Origin of the sequence: Faecalibacterium sp. AF28-13AC, from assembly GCF_003478405.1 — a bacterium.
GTDB classification, from domain to species: Bacteria; Bacillota; Clostridia; order Oscillospirales; family Ruminococcaceae; genus Faecalibacterium; species Faecalibacterium prausnitzii_E.
On sequence record NZ_QUFG01000009.1, the window covers coordinates 1 to 24,667 of the forward strand.

Annotated in this window: 25 protein-coding genes; 18 read left to right on the forward strand and 7 right to left on the reverse strand. The window is 51.8% G+C overall.

Annotation, left to right across the window (positions count from 1 at the left end):
* The 18 genes from DWY95_RS12745 to DWY95_RS12830 all read left to right on the forward strand — a co-directional run bounded on the left by DWY95_RS12745 (position 1) and on the right by DWY95_RS12830 (position 19,465).
* On the forward strand, positions 1-1,815 hold the full coding sequence (locus DWY95_RS12745) for a DNA topoisomerase (RefSeq protein WP_118553781.1): 1,815 nt from the start codon (positions 1-3) through the stop codon (positions 1,813-1,815).
* Positions 1,815-2,702, forward strand: a complete 888-nt coding sequence (locus tag DWY95_RS12750) for an LPD16 domain-containing protein (RefSeq protein ID WP_118553782.1) — start codon at positions 1,815-1,817, stop codon at positions 2,700-2,702. The genes DWY95_RS12745 and DWY95_RS12750 overlap by 1 nt, the downstream gene beginning before the upstream one ends.
* Before the next feature lie 8 nt (positions 2,703-2,710).
* Positions 2,711-3,226, forward strand: coding sequence for a YodL domain-containing protein (locus DWY95_RS12755; RefSeq protein ID WP_118553783.1), 516 nt, complete (start codon positions 2,711-2,713; stop codon positions 3,224-3,226).
* The gene (locus tag DWY95_RS12760) at positions 3,216-3,419 is read left to right on the forward strand and encodes a transposon-transfer assisting family protein (RefSeq protein ID WP_118553860.1); all 204 of its coding nucleotides are present in this window, start codon (positions 3,216-3,218) and stop codon (positions 3,417-3,419) included. The genes DWY95_RS12755 and DWY95_RS12760 overlap by 11 nt, the downstream gene beginning before the upstream one ends.
* A 164-nt stretch (positions 3,420-3,583) precedes the next feature.
* Positions 3,584-4,018: a MarR family transcriptional regulator gene (locus tag DWY95_RS12765; RefSeq protein WP_003020286.1), complete on the forward strand. Its 435-nt coding sequence runs from the start codon at positions 3,584-3,586 to the stop codon at positions 4,016-4,018.
* Positions 4,011-5,312, forward strand: coding sequence for an MATE family efflux transporter (locus DWY95_RS12770; protein WP_003020289.1), 1,302 nt, complete (start codon positions 4,011-4,013; stop codon positions 5,310-5,312). The genes DWY95_RS12765 and DWY95_RS12770 overlap by 8 nt, the downstream gene beginning before the upstream one ends.
* 29 nt (positions 5,313-5,341) lie before the next feature.
* Positions 5,342-5,749: an arsenate reductase ArsC gene (locus tag DWY95_RS12775; RefSeq protein ID WP_118553784.1), complete on the forward strand. Its 408-nt coding sequence runs from the start codon at positions 5,342-5,344 to the stop codon at positions 5,747-5,749.
* Positions 5,750-6,651: 902 nt separating this feature from the next.
* Positions 6,652-7,005 carry a TnpV protein gene (locus DWY95_RS17410; RefSeq protein ID WP_243082757.1) on the forward strand — a complete coding sequence of 118 codons (354 nt, stop codon included), beginning with the start codon at positions 6,652-6,654 and terminating at the stop codon, positions 7,003-7,005.
* A 374-nt stretch (positions 7,006-7,379) separates the two neighbouring features.
* Entirely contained in the window at positions 7,380-13,121 is a 5,742-nt protein-coding gene (locus tag DWY95_RS12780) for a DEAD/DEAH box helicase family protein (RefSeq protein ID WP_243082777.1), read from the forward strand.
* Positions 13,118-13,450, forward strand: coding sequence for a plasmid mobilization relaxosome protein MobC (gene mobC / locus DWY95_RS12785; protein ID WP_118553786.1), 333 nt, complete (start codon positions 13,118-13,120; stop codon positions 13,448-13,450). Before DWY95_RS12780 ends, mobC begins: the two co-directional genes overlap by 4 nt.
* Positions 13,451-13,552: 102 nt before the next feature.
* Positions 13,553-13,828, forward strand: coding sequence for a hypothetical protein (locus DWY95_RS12790; protein WP_055191361.1), 276 nt, complete (start codon positions 13,553-13,555; stop codon positions 13,826-13,828).
* 23 nt (positions 13,829-13,851) lie between these two features.
* Positions 13,852-14,094: a hypothetical protein gene (locus DWY95_RS12795; protein WP_147350029.1), complete on the forward strand. Its 243-nt coding sequence runs from the start codon at positions 13,852-13,854 to the stop codon at positions 14,092-14,094.
* 46 nt (positions 14,095-14,140) lie between these two features.
* Positions 14,141-15,523, forward strand: coding sequence for a relaxase/mobilization nuclease domain-containing protein (locus DWY95_RS12800; protein WP_118553861.1), 1,383 nt, complete (start codon positions 14,141-14,143; stop codon positions 15,521-15,523).
* Positions 15,524-15,685: 162 nt separating this feature from the next.
* Positions 15,686-16,024, forward strand: coding sequence for a helix-turn-helix transcriptional regulator (locus DWY95_RS12805; RefSeq protein WP_118553787.1), 339 nt, complete (start codon positions 15,686-15,688; stop codon positions 16,022-16,024).
* A 125-nt stretch (positions 16,025-16,149) separates the two neighbouring features.
* On the forward strand, positions 16,150-16,668 hold the full coding sequence (locus tag DWY95_RS12810) for a hypothetical protein (RefSeq protein ID WP_118553788.1): 519 nt from the start codon (positions 16,150-16,152) through the stop codon (positions 16,666-16,668).
* Between the two features lie 506 nt (positions 16,669-17,174).
* Positions 17,175-17,462 (forward strand): hypothetical protein, encoded by a 288-nt coding sequence (locus DWY95_RS12820; protein ID WP_005921159.1) that lies wholly within the window; start codon positions 17,175-17,177, stop codon positions 17,460-17,462.
* A gap of 19 nt (positions 17,463-17,481) precedes the next feature.
* Complete coding sequence (locus DWY95_RS12825; RefSeq protein WP_118553789.1) at positions 17,482-18,987, forward strand: DNA methylase; 1,506 nt, start codon at positions 17,482-17,484, stop codon at positions 18,985-18,987.
* The gene (locus DWY95_RS12830; protein WP_118553790.1) at positions 18,968-19,465 is read left to right on the forward strand and encodes a hypothetical protein; all 498 of its coding nucleotides are present in this window, start codon (positions 18,968-18,970) and stop codon (positions 19,463-19,465) included. Before DWY95_RS12825 ends, DWY95_RS12830 begins: the two co-directional genes overlap by 20 nt.
* Positions 19,466-19,708: 243 nt before the next feature.
* Here DWY95_RS12830 and DWY95_RS12835 read toward each other — a convergent pair whose 3' ends face one another.
* The 7 genes from DWY95_RS12835 to DWY95_RS12865 form a co-directional block, all read right to left on the reverse strand.
* A complete protein-coding gene (locus DWY95_RS12835) occupies positions 19,709-20,497 on the reverse strand; it encodes a DUF975 family protein (RefSeq protein ID WP_118553791.1) in 789 nt (262 codons plus the stop codon).
* A 156-nt stretch (positions 20,498-20,653) separates the two neighbouring features.
* Positions 20,654-20,887: a PTS transporter subunit EIIB gene (locus DWY95_RS12840; protein WP_118553862.1), complete on the reverse strand. Its 234-nt coding sequence runs from the start codon at positions 20,885-20,887 to the stop codon at positions 20,654-20,656.
* A 63-nt stretch (positions 20,888-20,950) separates the two neighbouring features.
* Positions 20,951-21,286: a hypothetical protein gene (locus DWY95_RS12845; RefSeq protein ID WP_118553792.1), complete on the reverse strand. Its 336-nt coding sequence runs from the start codon at positions 21,284-21,286 to the stop codon at positions 20,951-20,953.
* 258 nt (positions 21,287-21,544) lie between these two features.
* Entirely contained in the window at positions 21,545-21,736 is a 192-nt protein-coding gene (locus tag DWY95_RS12850; protein ID WP_117506106.1) for a hypothetical protein, read from the reverse strand.
* Positions 21,737-21,761: 25 nt separating this feature from the next.
* Positions 21,762-22,367 (reverse strand): HAD family phosphatase, encoded by a 606-nt coding sequence (locus DWY95_RS12855; RefSeq protein ID WP_147365973.1) that lies wholly within the window; start codon positions 22,365-22,367, stop codon positions 21,762-21,764.
* Positions 22,368-22,442: 75 nt separating this feature from the next.
* Positions 22,443-23,324 carry an aldose 1-epimerase family protein gene (locus DWY95_RS12860; protein ID WP_118553794.1) on the reverse strand — a complete coding sequence of 294 codons (882 nt, stop codon included), beginning with the start codon at positions 23,322-23,324 and terminating at the stop codon, positions 22,443-22,445.
* A gap of 12 nt (positions 23,325-23,336) precedes the next feature.
* Positions 23,337-24,584: a right-handed parallel beta-helix repeat-containing protein gene (locus DWY95_RS12865; RefSeq protein ID WP_118553795.1), complete on the reverse strand. Its 1,248-nt coding sequence runs from the start codon at positions 24,582-24,584 to the stop codon at positions 23,337-23,339.
* Between the last annotated feature and the right edge of the window lie 83 nt (positions 24,585-24,667).

Sequence of the window (24,667 nt, forward strand, 5' to 3'; positions counted from 1 at the left end):
ATGCCATCGAGTAACAAAGTCAGAAAAGTCACCTCCGAGAACTATCCTACAGATGCAGGACGCGAGGGAGAACTGATCTTCCGTTTGGTGTACCAGCAAGCAGGCTGCAAAAAGCCCTTTTCTCGCCTGTGGCTGTCCAGCATGGAGGAAAACGCTATCCGGGAGGGCTTTGCCCACCTCAAACCGTCACCTGAATACGATGCGCTGTACAACGCAGCACTCTGCCGAGAACGCGCCGACTGGATGGTCGGCATCAATGCGTCCCGGCTTTTTTCGTGCCTGTACGGTCAACCGCTGGCGGTAGGGCGTGTTATGACTCCGGTGCTTGCTATGACGGTGGTGCGGGAAGCTGCCATTGCCGCCTTCACGCCAGAGAAATTCTACACGGTTGCCCTGACCCTTGCAGACGGCGGCACTGCATCCAGCAAACGATTTGCACAGAAAGCGGATGCTGAACTGCTACTTTCCAAATGCCGAAAGGAGGGACGTGTCACAGTACAGAAGATGGAACGCAAGGAAAAGTCCGAAAGTCCGCCGCAGCTCTACGACCTTACCGCATTGCAGCGGGATGCCAACCGTCTGCTGGGATTTACGGCACAGCAGACCTTGGATTATGCCCAAAGCCTTTACGAAAAAAGGCTCATCACCTACCCCCGCACAGACAGCCGGTTTTTGACGGAGGATATGGCGGCATCCCTTCCGGGACTGGTGACGGCCACGGGCAAGGCGTTTGCAGTGGAGGAGCCGATTCCCATCCATGTGCAGCAGGTCATCAATGGCAGCAAGGTCACCGACCACCATGCGCTGCTGCCCACGAAAAGCATGGCAAGAGCAGACCTTGCCGCACTCCCTGCCGGGGAGCGGAATGTCCTGCGGCTGATTGCCGCCCGGCTGCTCTGCGCCGTGGGTGAGCCGCACCGCTATGCAGAAACCACGCTCACTACCATCTGTGCCGGGGAGGAGTTCTCCGCAAAGGGCAAGGTGGTGCTGTCCGAGGGATGGAAAACCATGGAGCGGAAAATGTTGGGCGAACTGTTGGGCAAGCAGAAAGAGGCGGCTGTTCTGCCCGATGTGCAGGAGCAGAGCCAGTGCAGCGTTACCAGTGCCGAACTGAAGGAGGGGCAAACGTCCCCGCCGAAGCATTTCACCGAGGACCTTCTACTTCATGCGATGGAAACCGCCAGTGCAGACAGTATGCCGGAGGGCGTGGAGCGTCAGGGCATCGGCACCCCGGCAACGAGAGCCGCCACCATCGAAAAACTGGTGCAGAAGGGCTTTCTGGAACGCAAGGGCAGCAAAAAGACCAAGGTGCTGCTGCCCACCGACAAGGGCAAAGCCCTTATTACCGTAATGCCCGAAGAAATCCAATCCCCGGAAATGACCGCCGATTGGGAAACAAAGCTGCTGCAAATCGAGCGCAGCGAAATGGAGCCGGAAACTTTTATGACTGAAATCAAAGAGATGATTTCCTCGCTGGTAACGACCACCGAGGCTGCGAAAGGAGCGAATGCGCTTATGAAAAACAAAATCATTGGTGTCTGTCCGAACTGCGGTGCAAATGTTGTGGAGCGAGAAAAGGGCTGGTTCTGCGAGAACCGGGAGTGCCGTTTTGTCCTGTGGAAGGACAATGCGTTCTTCAAGCGTCTGGGCAAGCGGCTGGACGCTCATGTGGCGGACAAGCTGCTGCGGGATGGGCGTGTCCGCCTGAAGGACTGCAAGAGCGCCAAGGGCAAGACCTACAATGCCACCGTGCTGCTGTCCTGTGAAGCCGATGGCCGCAGCAAGTTTTCGCTGGAATTTGAAGGTGGGTGCTGATGGAGCAGATAAAAGAAGCGGTCTACCTTATCAACGATGAACGCTATCTGCATCTCCGGGAAAACGGTGCAGGGGTCGGCTTTGCCACTTATAACAAGGTAACTGGTGAGCCGCTGGAAAGCGGGCAGATCTCGGAAAAGAACCTGCCACCCGATGGCAGGAACGCCATTTCTGCCGCCCGGAACTGGTATCTGTTTGAACTTTCGGACGATGACCGCAAGGTCATCCAACAGGAAAGCGTAAAGATCCTCGAAAACATTCCGCAGGCGGGCATCGGCAGACGGCGCATCTGGGAGCCGGAAACTCTGCCGAAAGACATTCGGCTCATCAACAGCCACTATGATGACCTCTATCGTATTCCAGATGGCGGCGTAATTCAGGTGGATTACCCGGATGGGCGCAGTTTTACGGCACGGGTGGAACATCTGGATGATTACCACTTTGACATGGGCGGTTTGGGCAATGTGTTCCACATCTGCCAGTTTGCCGAGGTCATGGAGCGGAACCATGCCGACTTCTACCCGGAGATTCAGACACAGGACGAGCAGGCGGCGTGGGAACTGGGCGGCAAAGGCTACCTTGCAATCCAGTCCTGTGAGGATGGATGGGACTACACCCTCTACCACAGCGATTATTCTGTGATGGACGGTGGGCAGCTGGATGCCCCGGAGCTGACTATTCAGGAAGCCCGTGAGCAGATTCTGGAAACTCACCACATGGAAAAGGGGCGACGGCTGTTGCAGGACTACGATGCCGTCATGGACAAAGTTGCGGAAACCGAGGAACTGAGTGCAGACCACCGCCCTTCCACATTGGAAAAGCTGGCAGCACTGGCAAGCGATACGTCTGCGCCAAAATCCTCTGCACGTTCTGCGCCAGAACTGTGAGGTGGACGATGCAGCAAAAATGGAACCAGAATTTTGACGGTGAACCCATGACGGACATCCCGCAGAAGTTTCTGAACGCAGGATGCGATGTTTATATGGTGATGCAGCTGCGGCATGACGAAAAAATCCTCGATGAAAGATTTGCTTCCATGCGGGAACTGCATCGTCGGGGCAAAACGCCAGACCCGGAGCATTACGAGATCACCTACTATGCTGGTCTGCCCGCCATGTGGCAGGATGTGCCGAACAACGAGATTTTGGAAGAACTATTTCAGATGTTCAACCTCTCCCGTCCGCAGGATTTTGAGGGGCACAGCCTGTCGGTCAGCGATGTGATCGCACTTAAACGCAATGGCGAGGTGTCTGTGCATTATGTGGACAGCATCGGCTTCAAAGATTTACAGGGGTTTCTGGACAAGCAGCCGGAACGCCCTTCGGTGCTGATGAATCTCAAGGAAAAGTGCGATGCCCCGGAGTGCAATCCTACCGTCTGCCGGAAAGCGAGGGATGAACATGAACTTTGACCACGAGGAATTGACCCTGATGATGCTCTACAACACCGGCACCCGGCTGGGGCTTATCCACGAACTGCGGCTCATGCAGTGCTACCTGATGCCCGATGAGACCGCCCTGCGGGAGTTGTCGGAGGGTGTTATCGAGAAGCTGAAACTGTTGACCGATGTGGAATTTGCCGAACTGGAATTTCCCACGGACTGACTTTCGCCGCCTGTGGGCGGCGTACATAGGCTTTTTTACAATGGGGTTCCGTGTGGTATAATGAACTCGACAACTCGGAATTTTTTGCTCCATACGCCCTTGACAATAGTCCTTGCAATATACTATAATAGTATTTGTAAATACTATTTGTAAGAGGAGGACTTATGGAAAACAATCATTTTAACGTTGCGTGGGCGAAAAGCACTGCGCTATATACAAAAGCAGCTTCAGTACTTGGCGTCGGATACCCGGAAATGATGGTGCTGTATGCGCTGGAATCCATGGGAGAACTGACGCAAAAGCAGATCGCAGAGAATTTCGGTATGCAAAAACAGACGGTTCATACGGTCGTGAGCGCACTTCAAAAGAAGGGCTATTTACTGTTGGAGGCCAGCGAGGGCGATAAACGTGAGAAGCGGATCGTCTTGACTGAAAGCGGACAGGTATACGCCCACAGAATGATTGCGCCTTTACGAAAAGCCGAGGAGAAGGTTTATAGAACAATCGGGAACGAACGGCTCCAAGCCATGTGTGAAATTCTTGACCTTTTCAATCTTCTCTTTGAAAGAGAGCTGAGAGGAGGTCTGGGCAGTGAATAACAAGCGGACTTTCTTTCAGTATGTGATTCCGTCCGTGTTATCCTTTGCGCTTTCCGGGGTGTATGCCATCGTTGACGGTTTCTTTGTAGGCAACTCAATCGGGGATGCCGGACTTTCCGCAATCAACATTGCATATCCCATCACGGCGGTCCTGCAATCCGTAGGGACAGGAATCGGAATGGGTGGTTCAGTCAAATACTCCATTCTGAAAGCAGCAGGAAATGAGAAAAAAGCACGGGAGTTCGTTGCCGGTGCAACATGGCTGATGCTTCTTTTCAGCGCTGTCCTGACTGTCACCGTTTTCTTCACTTCAGAGAAAATCCTTTCTGCCCTTGGTGCATCGGGCGAGTTGCTTACTCTGGGAAATGAGTATATCAAGGTAATTGCCCTTGGAGCGATTTTACAGGTGTTCGGCACCGGACTGGTTCCGTTTATGCGTAATTACGGCGGTTCTTTGTGGGCAATGATCGCTATGATCTGCGGCTTTGCTACCAATGTTGCTCTTGACTATACTTTTGTGTGGGTTCTTGGACGGGGCATGTACGGTGCGGCATTGGCGACCATTATTGGGCAGGGAGTTACCATGGCGGTTGCACTCGTGTATTGCGCCATCAAAAAGAACCTCACTCTGAAAATCGCACCTGTTGATACCCCGAAAACGGCATTTCAGATATTAAAAATCGGACTTGCTCCATTTGGCTTGACCCTTGCCCCAAATATCTCTCTTGTGATCATCAACCGATTTTCGGTTTATTATGGCGGACAGGAGGCTATCGCCACCTATGCCTGTATCTCCTATATCATCTGCATTGTTTATCTTCTTTTGCAGGGTGTCGGTGATGGTAGCCAGCCGCTCATGAGTCAGTTCTACGGAGCAGGCGAAGAAAAATCGCTCAAACAAACCAAAACGCTGGCGTATGAATTTTCCATGGTTTTGGCGGTAATCAGTGCGATTCTGATTTACCTGCTCCGTGGAAAGATTGGACTACTGTTCGGTTCATCTGCCGAGGTAAACGCAGGGGTCATAAAGGTCATGCCGATCTTCCTTGTGTCGGTTCCGTTTGACGCCATCACACGAGTTTCCGCGGCGGCTTTCTACGCAACCGAAAAAAGTGTGCTGTCCTATGTTCTGACCTTTATCGAACCCATCATCATGCTGGTGTTGATGCTGATGCTGCCGCCGGTGTTTGGCGGTCAAATCACGATTTGGTGGAGCGCCGTATTTGCAAAGGTCATTACCGCATCAGTAAGCATTGTGCTGTCCGTTAGATACAGCGCACAAAGAAATCGATAACTTCCAGTTTGTGGGGAAGGAACACCTATATGTCAAAACCCAAAATCGCATTTATCTGTGTCCATAATTCCTGCCGCAGCCAGATTGCCGAAGCCTTTGGCAAGGTACTGGCCGCAGATGTGTTTGAAAGCTACTCGGCTGGAACCGAAACCAAACCGCAGATCAATCAGGATGCTGTGCGCCTGATGAAAGAGCTATATGGCATCGACATGGAAAAGACACAGTATTCCAAGCTGATTTCTGCAATTCCAAAGCCGGATGTCGCTATTTCCATGGGCTGCAATGTCAGCTGCCCGTTCATTGGCAGACCTTTTGATGAGAATTGGGGTCTGGATGACCCTACCGGAAAAAGCGATGATGAATTCAAAGCAGTCATAGAGCAGATTCGTCAGAATGTTCTTGCTTTGAAATCGAAACTTTGCGGTTCCAGTTTTTGAAACCCTCAAAAGTGAGGTCTTGATAGAACGCTTCGATTCATGCTATATTAAAACCAGTTTTAATTCCATAAGCGAGTGACCTGAAAAGGCCGCTCGCTTTTTTGTTTACAACGAGATTGAAGGGAGGAACGCTATGCCAAGCAAAACCGAAGAATATCTCGCCCTTGCCCAGCGCACGGCGAACGGCTTGACCCGGTATTGGGAAAGCTGGACGGACTACCTGACCACCGCATCCCGACTGTACAAGTACCCCTTTGCAGACCAGCTCATGATCTACGCCCAACGCCCCGATGCCACCGCCTGCGCCGACTATGATGTTTGGAACAGCCGGATGAACCGTTATGTGCGCCGGGGTGCCAAGGGCATCGCTCTGCTGGACGAATCCAGCGGATTCCCGCGCCTGCACTACGTTTTCGATGTGTCGGACACCGGGGTGCGCCGCAATTCCCGTGACCCGGAGGTATGGCAGTTTAACGATGACCTGAAACAGCCGGTTTCGGAAATGCTCGCCGCCACCTACGGCATCAGCGGGGAGCGTGTCAGCCAGCAGCTTGCAGATGTTGCCGGGAAACTGGTGGCAGATTACTGGGACAACAACGGCGGCGACATTCGCGCCATCGTTGACGGTTCGCTCCTGATGGATTATGATGAAGCCGGGGTGGAGATGCAGTTCAAGTCCGCCGCCGCCATCAGCGTCACCTACACGCTACTGGAACGCTGTGGCTTTGAGCCTGCCGGGTGGTTCGACAAGGAAGATTTTCGAGCCATCCACGAGTTTTCCACCCCGGATGCCGTCTTTGCCCTCGGCGCAGCCGTCAGCGACATGAGCCGGGAAGTCTTACGCCAAATTGAGCGCACCGTAAAAACCACCATCCGCCGCCGAAACAATGAAAGGAGTCAGCATGAATATGAGCAGCAATCTGAACTACACGCAGACCGGGGATTACCTTCTCCCGAACCTGACCCTGAACCAGCCCCGGAAGCCGCTGGGCAAGTACGGCAGGCTGTGCCGGACGTATCTGATGAACCATCGCCCGGTGCTGTACCACACGATGCTTCTGAACGGGAGTCTGTACCCGCACCTGATGGAGGTGGAGCAGACGGCAGAGAACCGGATGCAGCAGACCATGGCGCAGCTTCTGAAACAGAACCCGGCCCCGGACAAAGAGCAGAATCAGATGGCGTGGGTGCAGCACATGAACAGCCTGAAAGCGCAAGCCGAGGAACTGGTACTGACGGAACTGATTTACAGCTGAGTTTCTTCGATGCCCACATCCCTACCGAAGCTGAACAAATTGAAACCATCGACCGAGCGGAGAGCGAAAAAACGCCCTCCGCTTTTGTTTTGTCGCAGGCGGAGATTGAAAATGCGCTGCGGAGAGGTTCCAATGTTGAGGGCAGCAAACTTCGGATATGGAAAATTTATCAGTTGCAGCCTGACCGAAAACTCCGGGCAAAAGCTCTTGCCAAAGAATATGCACCGTATGGCCCCGGCGGTTCTTCACACACTTATCTGGACGGAAGCAGTGGTTGGCTTGACCATGACAGCAAGGGTCTGACGTTTGAGCATTATCCCGACCATCAGAAAGTGCTTCTCCGCTGGGATCGGGTCGAAAAATATATTGACCTGATGATTCAGTCTGACCGCTACCTGTCGGACAAAGAAAGAAGAGCCATCGACTTTCCCCTTGAACTGAACGCCGCCAGTGCAGCCGAATACACTGCATTAAAGGCGCAGCACCCGGATACTCTGGTTGGATTTGAAGCTGGCGGCAATTTTATGTTCTATGGAGAAGATGCTGCCAAGGTCGCAAAAGTTCTCAACAGTGCTTTGTTTACGAGAGAAACAGCACTGGGCGAAGTTCAGGTCACAGGCTTTCCACCTAGCTTATGGGTAAGAAAGTCAAAAGAATTGTGGTCTGCAGGCAATGATGTTTACCTTGCCGGACTGAACGAAGATGGGACTCATCACCAGACTAAACATCTGCACAAAGAGGACTATCTGCCCATCGGCTCCATCATCAATATGGATGGCCGGAAATTTCGGATTGACGGAGTGGATTTTGATAAGGGCAAGGTTTCCTTGCAGGATATGGCACTGGCCGACCTGCGGATGCCAGTTTTCCGGGAGGAACCTTTGTCTGTCGTCCGGGAACTGTACGAACAGCAGGATGAAGCCCTTGATGCTGCTCCCGAAAAAGCAGTTGATTATAAGGTCGGTGACAATGTTGTGGTTGAACTCCCCACTCGAACCATCGAGGGGAAAATCGGCTATGTAGGCGAAACGGATGTTCGCATCGACACCAGCGCGCAGGGCTATTCGTGGAGCAACGAGGTGCTGAACAAACAGCAGTTCGAGGACAGTCTGCGACGGGATGAGCCTACGTCTGATGAATCACTGGACAAGCTGCCTATCTCTGGGGAGGTCAACGGCGAATGGCAGACATTCCCGGATGCCGCTGCCTTGGATGAAGCCCTGAATACCGAACCTGCACCGGAGCCTGCCGGAAACTTCCACATCACGGATGACCATCTGGGCGAGGGTGGTGCAAAGCAGAAATATGCCCGGAACATCGAAGCCATCCGAACCCTGTTTAAGCTAGAGCAGGAGCACCGTGGTGCCACCGCTGAGGAACAGCGGGTGCTTTCCCAGTATGTAGGCTGGGGTGGTCTGGCAGATGCCTTTGACCCCAACAAGGACGGTTGGGCAAAGGAGTACGCAGAACTGAAAGGGTTACTCTCCGAGGACGAATACGCCGCCGCCCGCAGCTCCGTGCTGAATGCCCACTACACCGCCCCGGTGGTAATTCGCTCTATTTATGATGCAATCGAGAAAATGGGGTTTCAGTCTGGCAACATTCTGGAGCCGTCCATGGGTGTGGGCAACTTCTTCGGAATGCTGCCGGACACCATGGCAGACAGTCGTCTGTACGGCGTAGAGCTGGACAGCATCACCGGGCGCATTGCGAAAAAACTGTATCCGCAGGCTGACATTACTGTGGCTGGCTTTGAGACCACCGACCGCCGTGATTTTTATGACCTCGCTGTCGGCAACGTGCCCTTTGGTCAATACAGAGTCAACGACAAGGCGTACAACAAACTTGGTTTTAGCATCCACAATTATTTCTTTGCAAAAGCCATCGACCAAGTGCGTCCGGGCGGCATCGTTGCCTTTGTCACATCTCGCTACACCATGGACAGCAAGGACAGCACCGCTCGCAAACACATGGCAGAGCGTGCCGATTTGCTGGGGGCCATTCGTCTGCCCAACAACGCTTTCCGTGCCAACGCTGGTACGGATGTTGTCAGCGACATTATCTTCCTGCAGAAGCGTGACCGCCCCATCGACCACGAGCCGGACTGGGTGCAGCTTGGCAAGACCGAGGATGGCTTTGCCATCAACCAGTATTTCGCAGACCATCCGGAGATGGTTCTGGGCGTACTCTCCACCGAAAGCACCCAGTATGGACGAGAGGAATTGACCGTTGCTCCCATCGAGGGTGCAAACCTTGCAGACCAGCTTGCCGAGGCGGTACAGCATATTGAGGGGCAATACACCGAAGTTGAGGTAGAAACACCAGATATTGCGGATTCCGAAAATGAGAAACACATTCTCCCGGCTGACCCGGATGTAAAAAACTTCTCCTATACCGTAGTGGACGGCGAAGTGTTCTACCGGGAAAATTCCGTGATGACACAGGTGGAACTGTCCGACACCGCCAAGGGGCGTGTCACCGGCATGGTGGAACTGCGGCAGATCGTCAATGAATTGATTCAGCAGCAGTTGGAGGATTACCCAGATGCCGACATCAAGGCAACACAGGAGCGTTTGAACGCCGCCTACGATGCCTTTACCGCCAAATATGGCTTGCTGAACGACCGCAGAAATGGGCGGCTGTTTGAGCAGGATTCTTCCTACTATCTGCTGTGTTCGCTGGAAAATCTGGACGAGCAGGGGCAGCTTAAATCCAAGGCAGCGATGTTCACCAAGCGCACCATTCGCCCGGAGCGCACCGTCACCAGCGTGGACACCCCCAGCGAAGCGTTGGCGGTATCTATTGGTGAGCATGGCAAAGTGGACTTGCCCTATATGGCAGAACTGCTGGGCACTCCCGGTGAGTATGGGCGCATTACCACCGAACTTTCCGGTGTGATCTTCAAAGACCCTGCCGCCGACCCCACCGACCCGGAAGCAGGCTGGCAGATGGCAGACGAGTACCTGTCCGGCGATGTCCGGTCAAAGCTGCGGATGGCGCAGTTTGCCGCCGAGACCAACCCGGAATTTGCGGTCAATGTGGATGCGCTGATTAAGGCACAGCCCAGAGAACTGGAAGCATCTGAAATTGATGTGCGGCTGGGTGCCACATGGCTTGCACCTGAAATCATTCAAAAGTTTATGACCGAGACTTTCCAGATTCCCTACTATCTGCGCCATGCAGTCAAGGTGAGATATTCTCCCTATACTGCAGAGTGGCGTGTGGAGGGCAAAACTGCCACTGGCAGAGGGGATATTATCTCTTCCGAGACCTACGGCACGTCCCGTGCCAACGCCTATAAGATTCTGGAAGAAACTCTGAACCTGAAAGATGTCCGCATCTATGACACCATCGAGGATGCCGAGGGCAAGCCCAAGCGTGTGCTGAACAAGCGGGAGACCATGCTGGCGCAACAGAAACAGCAGGTCATCAAGGATGCTTTTGCCAACTGGGTCTGGCAAGACCCCCAGCGGCGCATTGCGCTGGTAAAACAGTACAATGAGTTGTTCAACAGCACCAGACCCCGTGAATACGATGGCTCCCACATCCATTTTGTCGGTATGAACCCGGAGATCACCCTCCGAGAGCACCAGCGCAACGCCATCGCTCATGTGCTTTATGGCGGTAATACGCTGCTTGCGCACGAAGTTGGCGCAGGCAAAACCTACGAAATGGCGGCATCCGCCATGGAAGCAAAACGGCTGGGGCTGTGCCAGAAAAGCCTTTTCGTAGTGCCCAACCATTTGACGGAGCAGTGGGCAAGCGAGTTTCTGAACCTCTACCCCAATGCCAAGCTGCTGGTAGCACGGCGCAAGGACTTTGAGACTGCCAACCGCAAAAAATTCTGTGCCCGCATCGCCACCGGGGACTACGATGCCGTCATCATCGGGCATAGCCAGTTTGAGCGCATCCCGCTGTCCTTTGAGCGGCAGGAACGTATCATTCAGGAGCAAATTTATGAAACGCTTGCCGCCATCAATGAGCTGAAAGTCCACGCAGGTGAGAACTTCTCCATCAAGCAGATGGAAAAGACTCGGAAAACGCTGGAAACCAAGCTGGAAAAACTGCGCTCCGATGAGCGTAAAGACGATGTAATTACCTTTGAACAACTGGGCGTTGACAGGCTCTTTGTGGACGAAAGCCATTTTTACAAGAACCTCTTTTTGACCACAAAAATGCGGAATGTCGCAGGATTATCCACCAGTGAAGCGCAAAAATCCAGCGATATGTTTGGCAAGTGCCGCTATCTGGACGAGATCACCGGCGGGCGGGGCGTGGTGTTCGCTACCGGCACCCCCGTGAGCAACTCCATGACCGAACTGTACACGGTCATGCGGTATTTGCAGTACAGCACCTTGCAGCAGAAAAAGCTGACCCACTTCGACTGCTGGGCATCCACTTTTGGAGAGACCACCACTGCAATTGAGCTTGCGCCGGAAGGTACAGGATATCGGGCGAGAACGAGATTTGCCAAGTTCTTCAACCTCCCGGAACTGATGTCCATGTTCAAGGAGGTTGCGGACATTAAAACCTCCGACCAGCTCCACCTGCCTGTGCCCGAAGCAAAGTTTGAGACCGTGGTGGCAAAGCCGTCCGAAATTCAAAAGGAAATGGTGCAGGAACTGAGCAAACGTGCCGCAGAAATCCACTCCGGCACCGTGGATGCGTCCGTGGACAATATGCTCTGCGTCACCAACGATGGGCGCAAGATTGGCTTGGACGTTCGCCTGATGAACCCCATGCTGCCGGACGACCCCAACAGCAAGCTGAACGTATGCGTTCAGAATGTGCTGAAGATCTGGGAGGAAGGCAAAGACCAGAAGCTGACCCAGCTTTTGTTCTGCGACCTCTCCACTCCGAAAAACGACGGCAACTTTAACGTGTACGATGACATTCGCAAGAAGCTGGTTGCCGCCGGTGTGCCGGAAAACGAAATCGAGTTTATCCACAACGCAGATACCGAAGCAAAAAAGGCGGCATTGTTCTCCAAAGTGCGCTCCGGCGATGTGCGAGTTTTGCTCGGAAGTACGGCGAAAATGGGAGCAGGCACCAACGTGCAATCCCGGCTTGTGGCGGTGCATCACTTGGACGTTGGCTGGAAGCCCAGCGACATGACTCAGCGCAATGGTCGCATCATCCGGCAGGGCAACATGAACAAGGAAGTCAAGGTGTTCAACTACGTCACCGAAGGCACATTTGATTCGTACCTCTTTCAGACCCTTGAGAATAAACAGCGATTCATCTCGCAAATTATGACTTCCAAATCCCCGGTGCGTTCCTGCGATGATGTGGACGAACAGGCATTGTCTTATGCGGAGATCAAGGCGTTGTGTGCCGGAAATCCTCTTATCAAGGAGAAGATGGACTTGGATGTGCAGGTCGCCAAGCTGAAGGTGCTGAAAGCCGACCACCAGAGCCAGAAATTCCGCTTGCAGGACAAACTGCTGACTAAATTTCCGGCAGACATTCAGGAAGCAAACGCCCACATTGCCGGGCTGAAAGCCGATGCACAGCTTGCCGCCGCCCATCCGCAGGTGCAAGAGGGTTTCTGCGGCATGACCATCAAGGGCGTGACCTACGATGAGAAAAAGACCGCCGGTGAGCGTCTGGTGCTTGCTTGTTCTGAACTGCCAAACGCCGAAGAAAAAGTCATCGGCAGCTACCGGGGCTTTGAGCTGTCCCTGCGGTTCGACACCTACCGCAGTGAATATCAGGCGCTTTTGAAGGGGCAGCGAAAGTACACGGTGCCCTTGGGCACCGACCCGCTGGGCAACATTATCCGTCTGGATAATTCGCTGAACAACTTCCCGGAGCGCATTAACTCTGCTGAGAATGAACTGGCCACTCTGCATCAGCAGCAGGCGGCGGCGCAAATTGAGGTGGAAAAGCCCTTCCCGCAGGAGGAAGAACTGGCAGAGAAGTCGGCTCGCCTTGCAGAGCTGAACGCCCAGTTGGATGTGGACGAAAAAAGCCATGAGCCGGAACAGGACGAGGAGGAACAGGAGGATGCACCTCGCCGCCCCTCGGTGCTGGCGGCACTGGAGGAAAAATCGGATAAGCCGGAGCCGGTGAAGCCCTTCAAAAGCTATCTGGACAAGGATGGTGATGCCCGGTGAAAGAAAAGCGGGACGAGATCATCATCCTGAGAACCACAAAAACCGAGAAGAACCGCATTTATGAAAAGATGCTGGGCATGGGCATCCGCAGCCTGAGCGCCTATATCCGAAAAATGGCTCTGGATGGCTACTGCCTGAATCTTGACCTGCCGCAACTGCGGCGCATGGCGTATCTTTTGCAGCTGTGCAGCAACAACCTGAACCAGTACGCCAAAGCCGCCAATGAAAACGGTCGGGTCTACGCCGCCGACATGGAGGACCTGCGGCAGCGGCTGGATGAACTGATTGAGATTGGTCGGCAGATCCTTTCCCGGCTGGCTGATCTCTAAATTTCTCCCCGCAGTTGGAGGGCTGCGGGGGTACATAGGCGGCAACACCATTGACAGGCTCATGCTCTATCCATATACTGAAAGCAGAAAGGCGGTGTCAATATGAAATTCGTAGCAAGAGTTCTCCTATTTCCTGTGGTTCTCCTGAGTGCATTTCTGGTACTGATGCTGAAATGGACGCTGAACCTGTCGGCGTTTGTGCTGGCACTGCCCATGCTGTATATTTTCGGCTGCGGTCTCTATACTCTCTATTGTCAGGAGTGGCTGCAGTTTTTGATCTTGCTGGTGGCAGAGTTTGGCTGCTTTGCGCTGATCTTCATGGGGGCTTTGATCGTGGACGCGGCGGAGCGTTTTAATGGCTGGGTTGCCGGATTGTGAGGGATTGGATGGACACAGATGCTATGACCGACTATTATTGGGAAAATCTGAAAGATATTCTGCAACGACAACTTGCAGACGATGATGAATATCATGCACTGATCCAGAAAAAGATTGCCGCAGAGATTGCGTTGAAAGCTCTTATCGGCGAAGAAGCATGGAGCCTCTATCTGGAATTGGATGCAATCAGCAACGAATTGGAAAGTGTTCGGCAGGAAGCCATGTATCTGGCAGGTGCTGCCGATCACGAGAAATTATCCAAATGATCTTGATGCCGCCGATGTGCGGCATTTTTTGTAGGAGGTGATGGCACTGGCAGCAACACGGTTGATTGCGCTGCACAAAAACAAAGGCATGACCGTTGCGGCCTGCCTGAAAAATCGCACGGACTATATCGAAAACCCAGACAAGACCGAGCAGGGACAGTATGTCAGCAGCTATGCCTGCAGCACCCTGACGGCAGATGAAGAGTTTATGCTTACCAAGCGGCAGTACGACCTTGTGAACGGACGCAGGCAGAAAAGCGATGTAATTGCTTATCAGATACGGCAGTCCTTCCGACCCGGTGAGATCAGCGCAGAGGAGGCTAACAAGGTGGGCTACGAACTGGCTATGCGCTTTACCAAGGGCAAGCACGCCTTTGTAGTGGCAACGCACACGGATCGGCAGCACATCCACAACCATGTGATCTTCAACTCCACAGCATTGAATGGCAGCAGGAAGTTCCGGGATTTTTTCTTTTCGGCGTTGGCAGTGCAGCGGTTGAGTGACCTGATTTGCTTAGAGCATCAGCTGTCCGTCATTGAAAAGAAGCCCTATCGGGAGCGTCAAAAGCGCATTGTCTACCCGCCGAAAGAGAGCAATCGTGACCGCCTGTGCGGAATCATCGACACCATCCTTGCAGAAAAGCCGGGAGATTACGAAACTTTTCTGCAAAAGCTGGCGCGGCAGGGATATGAAGTGAAACGTGGCAAGTACACGTCGGTGAAGGGCAAGGGGCAGAAACGTTTTATCCGGTTCCGTACACTGGGCACCGGCTATGGCGAGGATGAGATCAAGGCGGTGCTGGAGGGCAAGGTGAAACACCAACCGTACCAGAAGAAGCTGCCCAAAGAGCAGCCCTTCCAGTTGCTGGTGGATATTCAGGGGAAAATGGCAGAGGGCAAAAGTGTCGGCTACAAAAAGTGGGCAACCAAGTTCAACCTGAAAGAGATGTCCAAAACCCTGCTGTTCTTGCAGGAGCAGAAAATCGGTAGCGCAGAGGAACTGCGGGAACATGCGACGGCGGCAACGGAACGTTATCATGCTATGGGGGATTCCATCAAAGCGGCAGAAGCGAGGTTGACCGAAATCGCCGTGCTGAAAACTCACATCATCAACTATGCCAAGACCCGTGATGTGTACGCTGCTTATCGGAAAGCCGGGTACAGCAAAACCTTTCTGGAAGCCCACCGGGAGGAGATTACTCTGCACAAGGCGGCGAAAGCGGCGTTTGATGAATCCCATTTGAAAACGCTCCCAAAGGTCAAGGAGTTGGATGCGGAGTTTGCAGAACTACTGACCCAAAAGAAAGCAGCCTACCCGGACTACCGCAAGGCACGGAACGAGATGCAAGAACTGGTTCGGGCACAGAAAAACGTGGAGCGATTTTTTGCGGAAGAAAAAACAGTACAGGAGAACGAGCAGGCTCGATAAGAACAAATTGCCGGGAGTTGACCGTAAGAGGTCTGCTTCCGGCAATCTTTTTTTGTTAGTTCAATCTTTAACGGAATTGTTCATCTCTTTCGATTGTGTATGTTCATGCGTTTAACAGGTATCCTATGGAGTGTAAAGAACACGATAGGATGAGGTTGCACTATGAAAGAGCTTTTTGGACAGAGACTGCGGGAGCAGCGTATAAAGCATGGGTTGACGCTGGAACAACTTGCGGAAAAATCCGAGCTTTCCTCCAACTATATCGGCATGGTAGAGCGTGGCTTAAAGGAACCCGGCCTTGCCACCATTGTTAAACTTCTGAACGCTCTGAATATTTCCGCAGACACATTGTTGTGTGATCTGGTTCCCAGTGCATCTCATGTGACCGACGACGAGATCCGCAATCGACTGGAAGGCTTGACCCCCATCCAGAAAAAAGCAGCCCTCGATTTGCTGGATACCTATATCAGCAATCTCCCCTACCTCACAAACGAAGAATAAATCGCAAACTTTGCAAGCGCATCGGCTGAAATTTAGCCGATGCGCTTTTCTTTTGCATTCCTTTCGGCTATAATCATTCTTATGGGATGTATTGTTTCCTAAAGAATTGATTCGGGGGTGTCAAAATGAGAGAACCACGGTACAGCATTTTAGCCGACATTCAGGATGCGATCGAGCGGGCAAAACAAGGGAAGTTGGCATTGTACTGGCAGCGCACCATCCAACGTGAATACCGTTGCAAAAAAGTCACCCTTGCCGAACAGCAAGCGTATGAGCAGCTACAAAGCATTCTTTCCGAGATTCCGCAATGGAGCGATGAAGAAGATCTGCGCTCCGACATGGAGGAAATTGGCGGCAGAGTCTGGTATTGCCACTACTGGGAGGAGCATTACTCCATGGTGGAGTTGACCGAGGACCGCAACGGAAAATTTAACGTTGACTACGTTTTGGACGACGCAGTGACCCCGGAGGTGCGCCGGGAGGCTGCACTGCTGGCACAGAAGGAGCTTGCGGAATGTATACAGGCGTGGGACATTGCACTTCTGGATACGTCTGTCCCGGAACAGATGAAGTATGCTTCTCTTACGGAAGCAGCATCGCACCTCATGCAAGTCCTCAATGACCCGGAGAGCATCACAGGGTAAAAAGCGTCCCGCCGGGACGCGCAGCCTGCATTGGAACAATGCAGAACAAAGGGGTTTGGGGCACTCCCCAACAAGCATTTTGCAGCGCAAAATAAGCAGATGTATATACGTCTGCACTGCTTGCCACAACAATGCGTCCTTTTTGTCCGCAGTTTGAAATTTTTAGATTGGAGAAAAACGCCATGCTAACCTTGGAATGCTGAATCCCGTGAAAAGATCAAACTGGGCCGTGCATGGCAGAATGCAGCCGGGAGCCAGTATCGTTATTACATGGAGTTCCAGAATAAAGACCTCCATCTGGAGGGTGCTTATCGGTTTGATGAGTTTTTGAAGATTCTGGGAGAACTGTAAACAAGAAAAAGAGTGACAGTGTTTCGATTTGAAATCCTGTCACTCTTTTTCGTTGTCTATATCACAGATAAAATAGCCGTTTCATCTTGAAAGCAACGTAAACATTTATTATAATAAGATAAATAGTTGTGACTTTTGCAAAGGAGCTGTGAGGAATGAATCGGAACTGCCGCCGTAAAACAGAAAAGGTCTATGTGAAGGTGAACTCTGATTTTGACGCAACCGGCTATATGCAGCCCCGGCAGATCACATGGGGCGATGGTCGGACGTATCCCATCGAGCAGGTGCGGGACTTTCGCCCTGCAAATACCATTGCCGATATGCCCGGCGACTGTTATACTGTAATGGTAAAGGGACAGGAGAGGCACCTGTTTTTCGAGCGTTCCGACCCACGGTTTCCCTCCCGATTCGGCAGATGGTTCGTGGAGGTGGAAACCAAATAACACAAAGGAGGGCTGAAGTATGGCAGCGCAGCGCACCTATCTGGCAATCGACCTGAAAAGTTTCTATGCCTCGGTGGAGTGCGTAGACCGCCATCTGGACCCTCTGACCACCAATCTGGTGGTGGCGGACGCCTCCCGCACCGAAAAGACCATCTGCCTTGCGGTGTCGCCCTCTCTGAAAGCCTACAAGATACCCGGCAGAGCGCGGCTGTTTGAAGCCGTCCAGCGCGTCCGGGAGGTCAACGCTCAGCGGCTGCAAACTGCCATCCGTCAGCAAAAGACAGTCCGGGGAGAAGATGGCAAGTACCGCTTTGCTAGCACCTCTTTCGATGCCAACGCCCTGAACGCAGACCCGGCGCTGGGGCTGAGCTATATTGTTGCGCCGCCCCGGATGCAGCGGTATCTGGATGTGTCCACCCAGATCTACAAGACCTACCTCAAATATGTGTCCCCGTCAGACATTTACCCCTACTCCATCGACGAGGTTTTCATTGATGTGACGGGCTATCTGCCTTATTATCACATGAGCGCCCATGAACTTGCCATGACCATGGTGCGGGAGGTGCTGTACAACACCGGCATCACCGCAACGGCAGGCATCGGCACCAACCTCTACCTTGCAAAGCTGGCCATGGATATTGTGGCAAAGCACATCCCGGCAGACAAAGATGGTGTCCGCATTGCGGAACTGGATGAGCAGTCCTATCGGTATCTGCTGTGGAACCACAGACCCCTGACGGATTTCTGGATGACCGGTCCCGGAACCGTCAAGCGGCTGGAATCTCATGGCATCTACACCATGGGGGACTTGGCACGGTTCTCCATCCATGGAGAAGATCGTCTGTATGAGATTTTCGGCGTGGATGCAGAAATTCTCATCGACCACGCATGGGGCTACGAACCCTGCGGTATGGAGCAGATCAAAAGCTACAAGCCTAGCACCAACAGCATCAGCGAGGGGCAGGTGCTGACCTGCCCCTACCCCAACGACAGGGCCAAGCTCATCGTTCGGGAGATGGCGGAGATTCTGATGTTCCGGCTCACGGAAAAGAAGCTGGTGACGGAATCCATCACCTTGGAGGTGGGCTACGACCGGGAGAACGTGGACAAGGGCGGCTACCGTGGTCTGACCCAGACCGACCGCTACGGCAGAGTCATCCCCAAGGCTGCACACGGCACCGTCCGGTTCGATGCTCCTACCAATCTAGGCAGCACCATCATCAACGAAAGCGCAAAGCTGTTTGAGCGCATTACTAACCCTGCGCTGACGGTGCGGCGCATCACCCTCAACGCCAACAAGGTCACCCCGGACGAGGGCATCTATCAGGTGGACTTTTTCACGGACACAAAGAAGCTGGAAAAGGAGAAAAAACTCCAGCAAGCCATGCTGGGCATCAAGAACAAGTACGGCAAAAATGCCGTGCTGAAAGCCAGCAGCTACGAGGAAGGTGCCACCATGCGCCAGCGCAACGCGCAGATCGGCGGGCACAGCGCGGGAGGTTCGGATGGAAAACTACAAAAATAGCAAGATCGGACAAGAGACTGCCCAAAAGTATGGGGACATCATAGAGATGGAACGCCCCCAGACCGAAGAATCCCTTCGCAAGCATCCCCGCATGACCTTGCAGAACCGGGCAAAGATTTTCTCTCCCTTTGCAGCACTGCGGGGTTATGATGAGCAGCTTGCCGCAGAAAAGCAGCGCACCGAGCGTGTGCCCAAGCGCATTCTGACCGAGGAAGAAATGTCGGCTCTGTCCGACCGGCTGATGCAGGTCACCAAGGGCATGACCATCACGGTGCGCTACTTCAAGGAAGACACCGCCCACCCGGAGGTTCCAGCAGTGGGTAACTACATCACACTGACCGGAAAAGCAGACCGCATCGACCCGGTGTTCCGCACCTTGCAAGTGGGCGACACCGTGGTGCCCTTTGAAGATCTGGTGGAAATCAGCGGGGAGGGCATCATGGAGATCGACCAATATCTCGGCATCTCCGAGCAATAAAAAACGCTGGGAGAGATCTCCCAGCGCAAGCAGCCCTAATCACGGTACCGACGTGTACCAAGCCAAAGCGGACCCAGTACCCACAACCAAGGCAATGAAACCACTTTCGTTACTTTTAATACGATAAGGACCAGCGTTAAAGCAAACAAGAGGCTCATTGTAATTATTTCGGAACGGTCAGGTTTCTTATCCATACGCAGATTACCTCGAAAATCCGGTCACATCTGCGAAATAGTATAAAAGTCAGTATGCTTCATCCGGTTCGGTAGGTGCTGCGGTAATATCGCGGTAGAAAGTGGCCCATGCAGCTTCCTCATAGGGGCGTACAAAAAAGAAGCCAATGCTCAATGGAATTGTCAGCAGAAGAACAAGAGAAATCGCCATAGCCTCTGAACCGGTGAAATATTTGAGAACCAGAAAACCCCCGGCATACAGTGGCAACGAACAGAGCAACTCCCAGCCAATGAAGCTGAAATCCAGACAGAACAGCCGCCATTTGTTGCCATTCATGATCCGCCGGGATTCTGTGATCGCTTCATTTGCAGTCAACGAAGGATGCTCGGACATGATGTAAGGTGTCATCGCATAGCTGTATGTTTTCACGATTCCCGGAATCACCAACAGCAGCGACCAGAGGGCGATGTACAGACCCTGCAGGAATTTCATGCAGAAGCCATCCCACAGACGGTCTTTCTGAGAGAACAAGTCCGAGATGGCAGCATCATTTCCATCTACAAGGTTTAGATTAAAATGAGCATATCCCAGTTGAACTGCACCGCCCACGATCAGTTGGAGGATTGCCCACAGACCAATGCCGACAAGCAAAACAGCAAGCAGCCGACCGCCGTTTGGCTGGGCGAGCAGGTTAAAATGAATGTCCTTTGCCTGATTGGAATTGGAAACGACACTGTTGGAACTGCTCACAATGGTAGCACCGAGCGCACTGGCGGCAATACCTGTCAGAACAGCAGTTTTCCATTTTCCGCGCAGAGCATCGAGAGCGAGCATACGATAGTCAGCAGATATTTTCATAAAAGCAACCTCCTGTCTGAAAATGGCAAGGATGTGTGAAAAGGAATATGATATGCCACTTTAATTTAGATACGTTTGAAACGCGGAAAAAATTGCAGCATGAATGAAAAAGAGGCTGTTGCACCGGCTTTTATCCGTGTGCAACAGCCCCTTCCTTTACTTCAGCAGCTTGTCCAGTTCATCATAAACGGATTTGACGTTCGTGCCGACAATGACCTGACAGGCGTTCTTCCCCGGACGGATGATGCCTGTTGCGCCTGCCGCTTTTACAGCCTGCTCATTGACCTGACGGTAGTCCTTGACCTCAAAGCGCAGGCGGGTAGTGCAGTAGCTGGCGCTTACTATATCACGCCGCCAGCTTATGCCGCATTTGCAGTGGAACAGCCCAATGAACTGCTACTTCATTTTACGTCCGCAGTTCGGACAAATTCGTTTACTGGTTCCTATAATAATTTACTGGAGCTTGGCGATAATTTCATCGGCAGACATACCGCTGGCAAGCAGCTTTTTCAATACAGATTCTGCTTCAGCTTTCTTAGATTCTTCAGCGGCCTTTTTTTCGGCTGCAACCTTTTTTGCCTCTGCTTTAGAAAGATCCTTTGTTGCAACCTTCAACGCAGATTTTTTACTTTTCAGCTGGTCTTTCAGTGCGCTGATGTTATCAGACAGTGCAACAATCTCGGTTTCAATTTGTTCCTTGGCAGTAGTCTTTTCAGCAACAATAGCCGCATAGTCAATATTTGCTTTCTTGGTACGCACTGCATTCTTGCTTCCTTTTGGTCTAGCCATAATAGTCCCTCCATCTAGTATTGGAATTTAGCTAATATAAGTATATTCTTTCTGTCTCGAAATGGCAATGCTTTCTTAGACAATAAGAGCGGAGCCTTTTGCAAGGCCCCGCTCTTATTGTTGCCGTTAAGCAGAAAATGAAAATGAAGGAGATTTATCTTTCAAAACCGCCTGTGGACTGCTGCAGCGATGGGAAACCATAACAAACCCATCAGACAGGCTTTGGAAGAAGCAAAAAGGCTTGGGAGAAATGTACTGTCACAGGTTGATGGCGACCCCAAGGATCACGAACAGAACCGACAGACAGATGCAGCTTACCCCGTTTCTTCGTTCCGTGAAAGCGTCCAAGGAGCACTTCGCACGCTGCTTTGCCTGTTCCAACTGGGATGCTCCTGCATAAGCGGAGAATCCGGCACAAATCAAAAGTATCAAACCGATCCAGATCATCATAAGCATTTCTCCAAATGGGATATTATCATTCTACGCCCAGAGCACGCAGGCTCTCGGCAAGGGCAGGAACATCCATGTTGAACACGATGCCTGCCATGTTTTCGTAGAGTGCGCCCTCCACGTTGATGGGTGTATCGTCAATAAAGACGCATTCCTCCGGGCGAAGGTCAAACTTATGCAGGAAGGTGCGGTAGATCTGGGGGTCTGGCTTCAGTAGCTTGACTTCTGCGGAGATCAGGGCACCGTCCATCAGCTTGCTGGCTTCTGCCCGTGCCCAGTAGATAGGCTGACGGGTGGCAGCGTTGGAAAGTAGGTAGAGACGGTAGCCCTTTGCTTTCAGTGCCTGCAAAAGCTCCAGCATTCCCTCCACCGGCACGATGGGGTCGTCCCACTTTTCGATCAGCCCACGGGCTGCATCATGCAGATGCTCCGGCAGGCGGGGCAGGATGCGCTGCTCTGCGATCTCCTCGTCGATGACACCCCGGTCCAGCATGGTCCACTCCACCGAGCGGAACACCTCGTTGCGGATCAGCTTGCGGTCCTCGCCGGTGAGGGAATAGCGGTCCATAAACAGCTCCGGGTCAAACCGAACCAGAACGTTTCCCATATCAAAAACAATATTTTTTATCACGAATATACCCTTCCTGTTTTACCAGTTGGTTTATGACTGCCACCTTATTTCACAGTTCATACAACGACCTTCTATTTATCTTTCAAATGTTGTATGTAATGTTATAGAGTAACTTTCATTGGGAGCGATGCAAGCCGCTGCCGCATGTTCATTCCACTCGGAGGTGTCAGTCTCTGCAGCTGGGAGACTCTGCCACGGCTCAATGCAGATAAATCGCATAGGTTTCGTAGGTGCACTCCAAAGTAGCGTATACGGATATTCCGAAATATCGCAGATGATTTTTCGCTCAGAATTCTTTTCATATATTCCAATCGTTTTGGAACGGAGTCCGGCGAGACAGAAACTATCATTATCAAACAGCGTATCCGTCAGTGGAATCGCCTGCGTATTTTTCCATTGATAAAAACTTTTTCCAGAGAGCAGACCATGAGGAAGACAATCCAGAATGATTGGGCTTTCCTCTTGCTCAAACCGAATCTCATAATCCGTAGTTGTGTGGTTTTCATCAAACGGAATATTAAATCCCGGATGAAAGCCAATTCCACACCGCATATTCTCGTCGCCGCAGTTTTTCACATGGACTTCATGGTGGAGCGTATGCCCGTCAAGAGTGAAAACACTTGTGAATTCAAAATCAAACGGAAATCGCAGAGTTTTCGTTTCTTCGTCTGCTCGGAACATCAGTTGAGCAGAAATTCCGTTATTCTGCTTTAAGATATGCTCCAGATCACGAATAAAACCGTGCTGTCCACCGTTATAGTGCTTCCCGTTATGAATCAATTCACCATTGGCAAGTCGTCCAGCCCACGGAAACAATACTGGAGAATGACGATCCCAAATAGCAGGGTCAGCCTGCCAGATAAGCTCTTCACCTTTGCTATTTTTTACACTGACAACCTCTGCACCATGCGTATCAATTGTCACGGTCAGAAATTCATTGCTGATGGTCGTTTGCATAAACTGCCTCCATTATTCTGTAACAATGTCCGTATCCGATATGAACTGCTCGTCACAAGAATTTGCGACAATGGGACGTTCAAATCCTTCAATCGTGTTTCCGCTGATAGTACAATTGTCCAAAAGATACAGGTCAATTGCTTTTCCACCATTCACACCTTTCAGAGTGTTGTCCTTGATGGTAACATTTTTGATATGCTTCGGAGATTTATTGTTTGTGGTAATCTCCAAAACGGTCGCCTTCGGATCACTGACATCAAATGTATTGCCTTCGATGGTAAAGTCTGTTGTGCTTTCTGCACCCGTTGGGTCGATGAACGAACCATAGGTATCAGCCAAAATTCCGTAGCGGTCGATCTGCTCCGAATCCGAAGTAATGGTGAAGCTATTGTTACGGATGGTAATGCGGTCATAGGCCATGAAATGAATGGCAGTATAAGCGGCATTATCAAATGTGCAGTCCTCAATTACGATATCAGAGCATTTCACCCCTGCCTGCTGAGAGTGTGTTCCGATGGCCGCCATATAGTGCGGCGTGTTTTCACTGCCACCAAAATAACAGTTGCGAATCGTGACATTCGTAGAGGGAGCTTTGTTCTGCACCAGCGTATAGGGATAACCCTTTACCGTACCGGGTTCGATTTGAAGAAGCTCGCGCGTTTTGTCGCCGCTTCCACGGAAGGACTGACCTTCAAAACGGCAGTTTTCAATCAGAACATTGTCCGAGCCAGCAATCTGAATCACGTGTCCGTTGTAGCAATCCCGGAAAGTAATATTGCGGATCGTGATATTGCTTCCGTAACCGATGCCAAGAGCGTTGATGGACTCCGCATTGGGAAGATTTTTTGGCGTTCCGGATTCATCCAGCTGACCGTTCATATCCCAGATGCCACCTTCGATGATGATATTGCTGTTGCCTTCAGCCTTGTTGTGCTTATAAGGGTGGTTGTAGGCCATCATGGGATTCTTGTCCTGACTGCAGTTTAGCAGAATTGCATTATCGCTCAGTTTGAATGTTATATTTTCTTTGAACACGATTCGACCTGCCAGCGGATATGTTCCGTCCTGCAAAAACAGCACGCCATCATCAGGCAGTTCATCAATTGCCTTTTGAAGCACTTCGGTGACATCGGATATCGTGTTCAAATCTATTTTATACTTTTTCACAAAGTCCACTTCTTTGCTCTGGCTACATGCACTAAAAAGGATGCAGTTCAGCAACAGAAATACTAAAACAAAAAGCTTTTTCGTCTTGAACATAAAAATACTCCTCACAAATCAATGTTCCTCGTTAAACTGAAAACGTGGAATATGTTACATCGTGCCTACCGTACTATCATGGT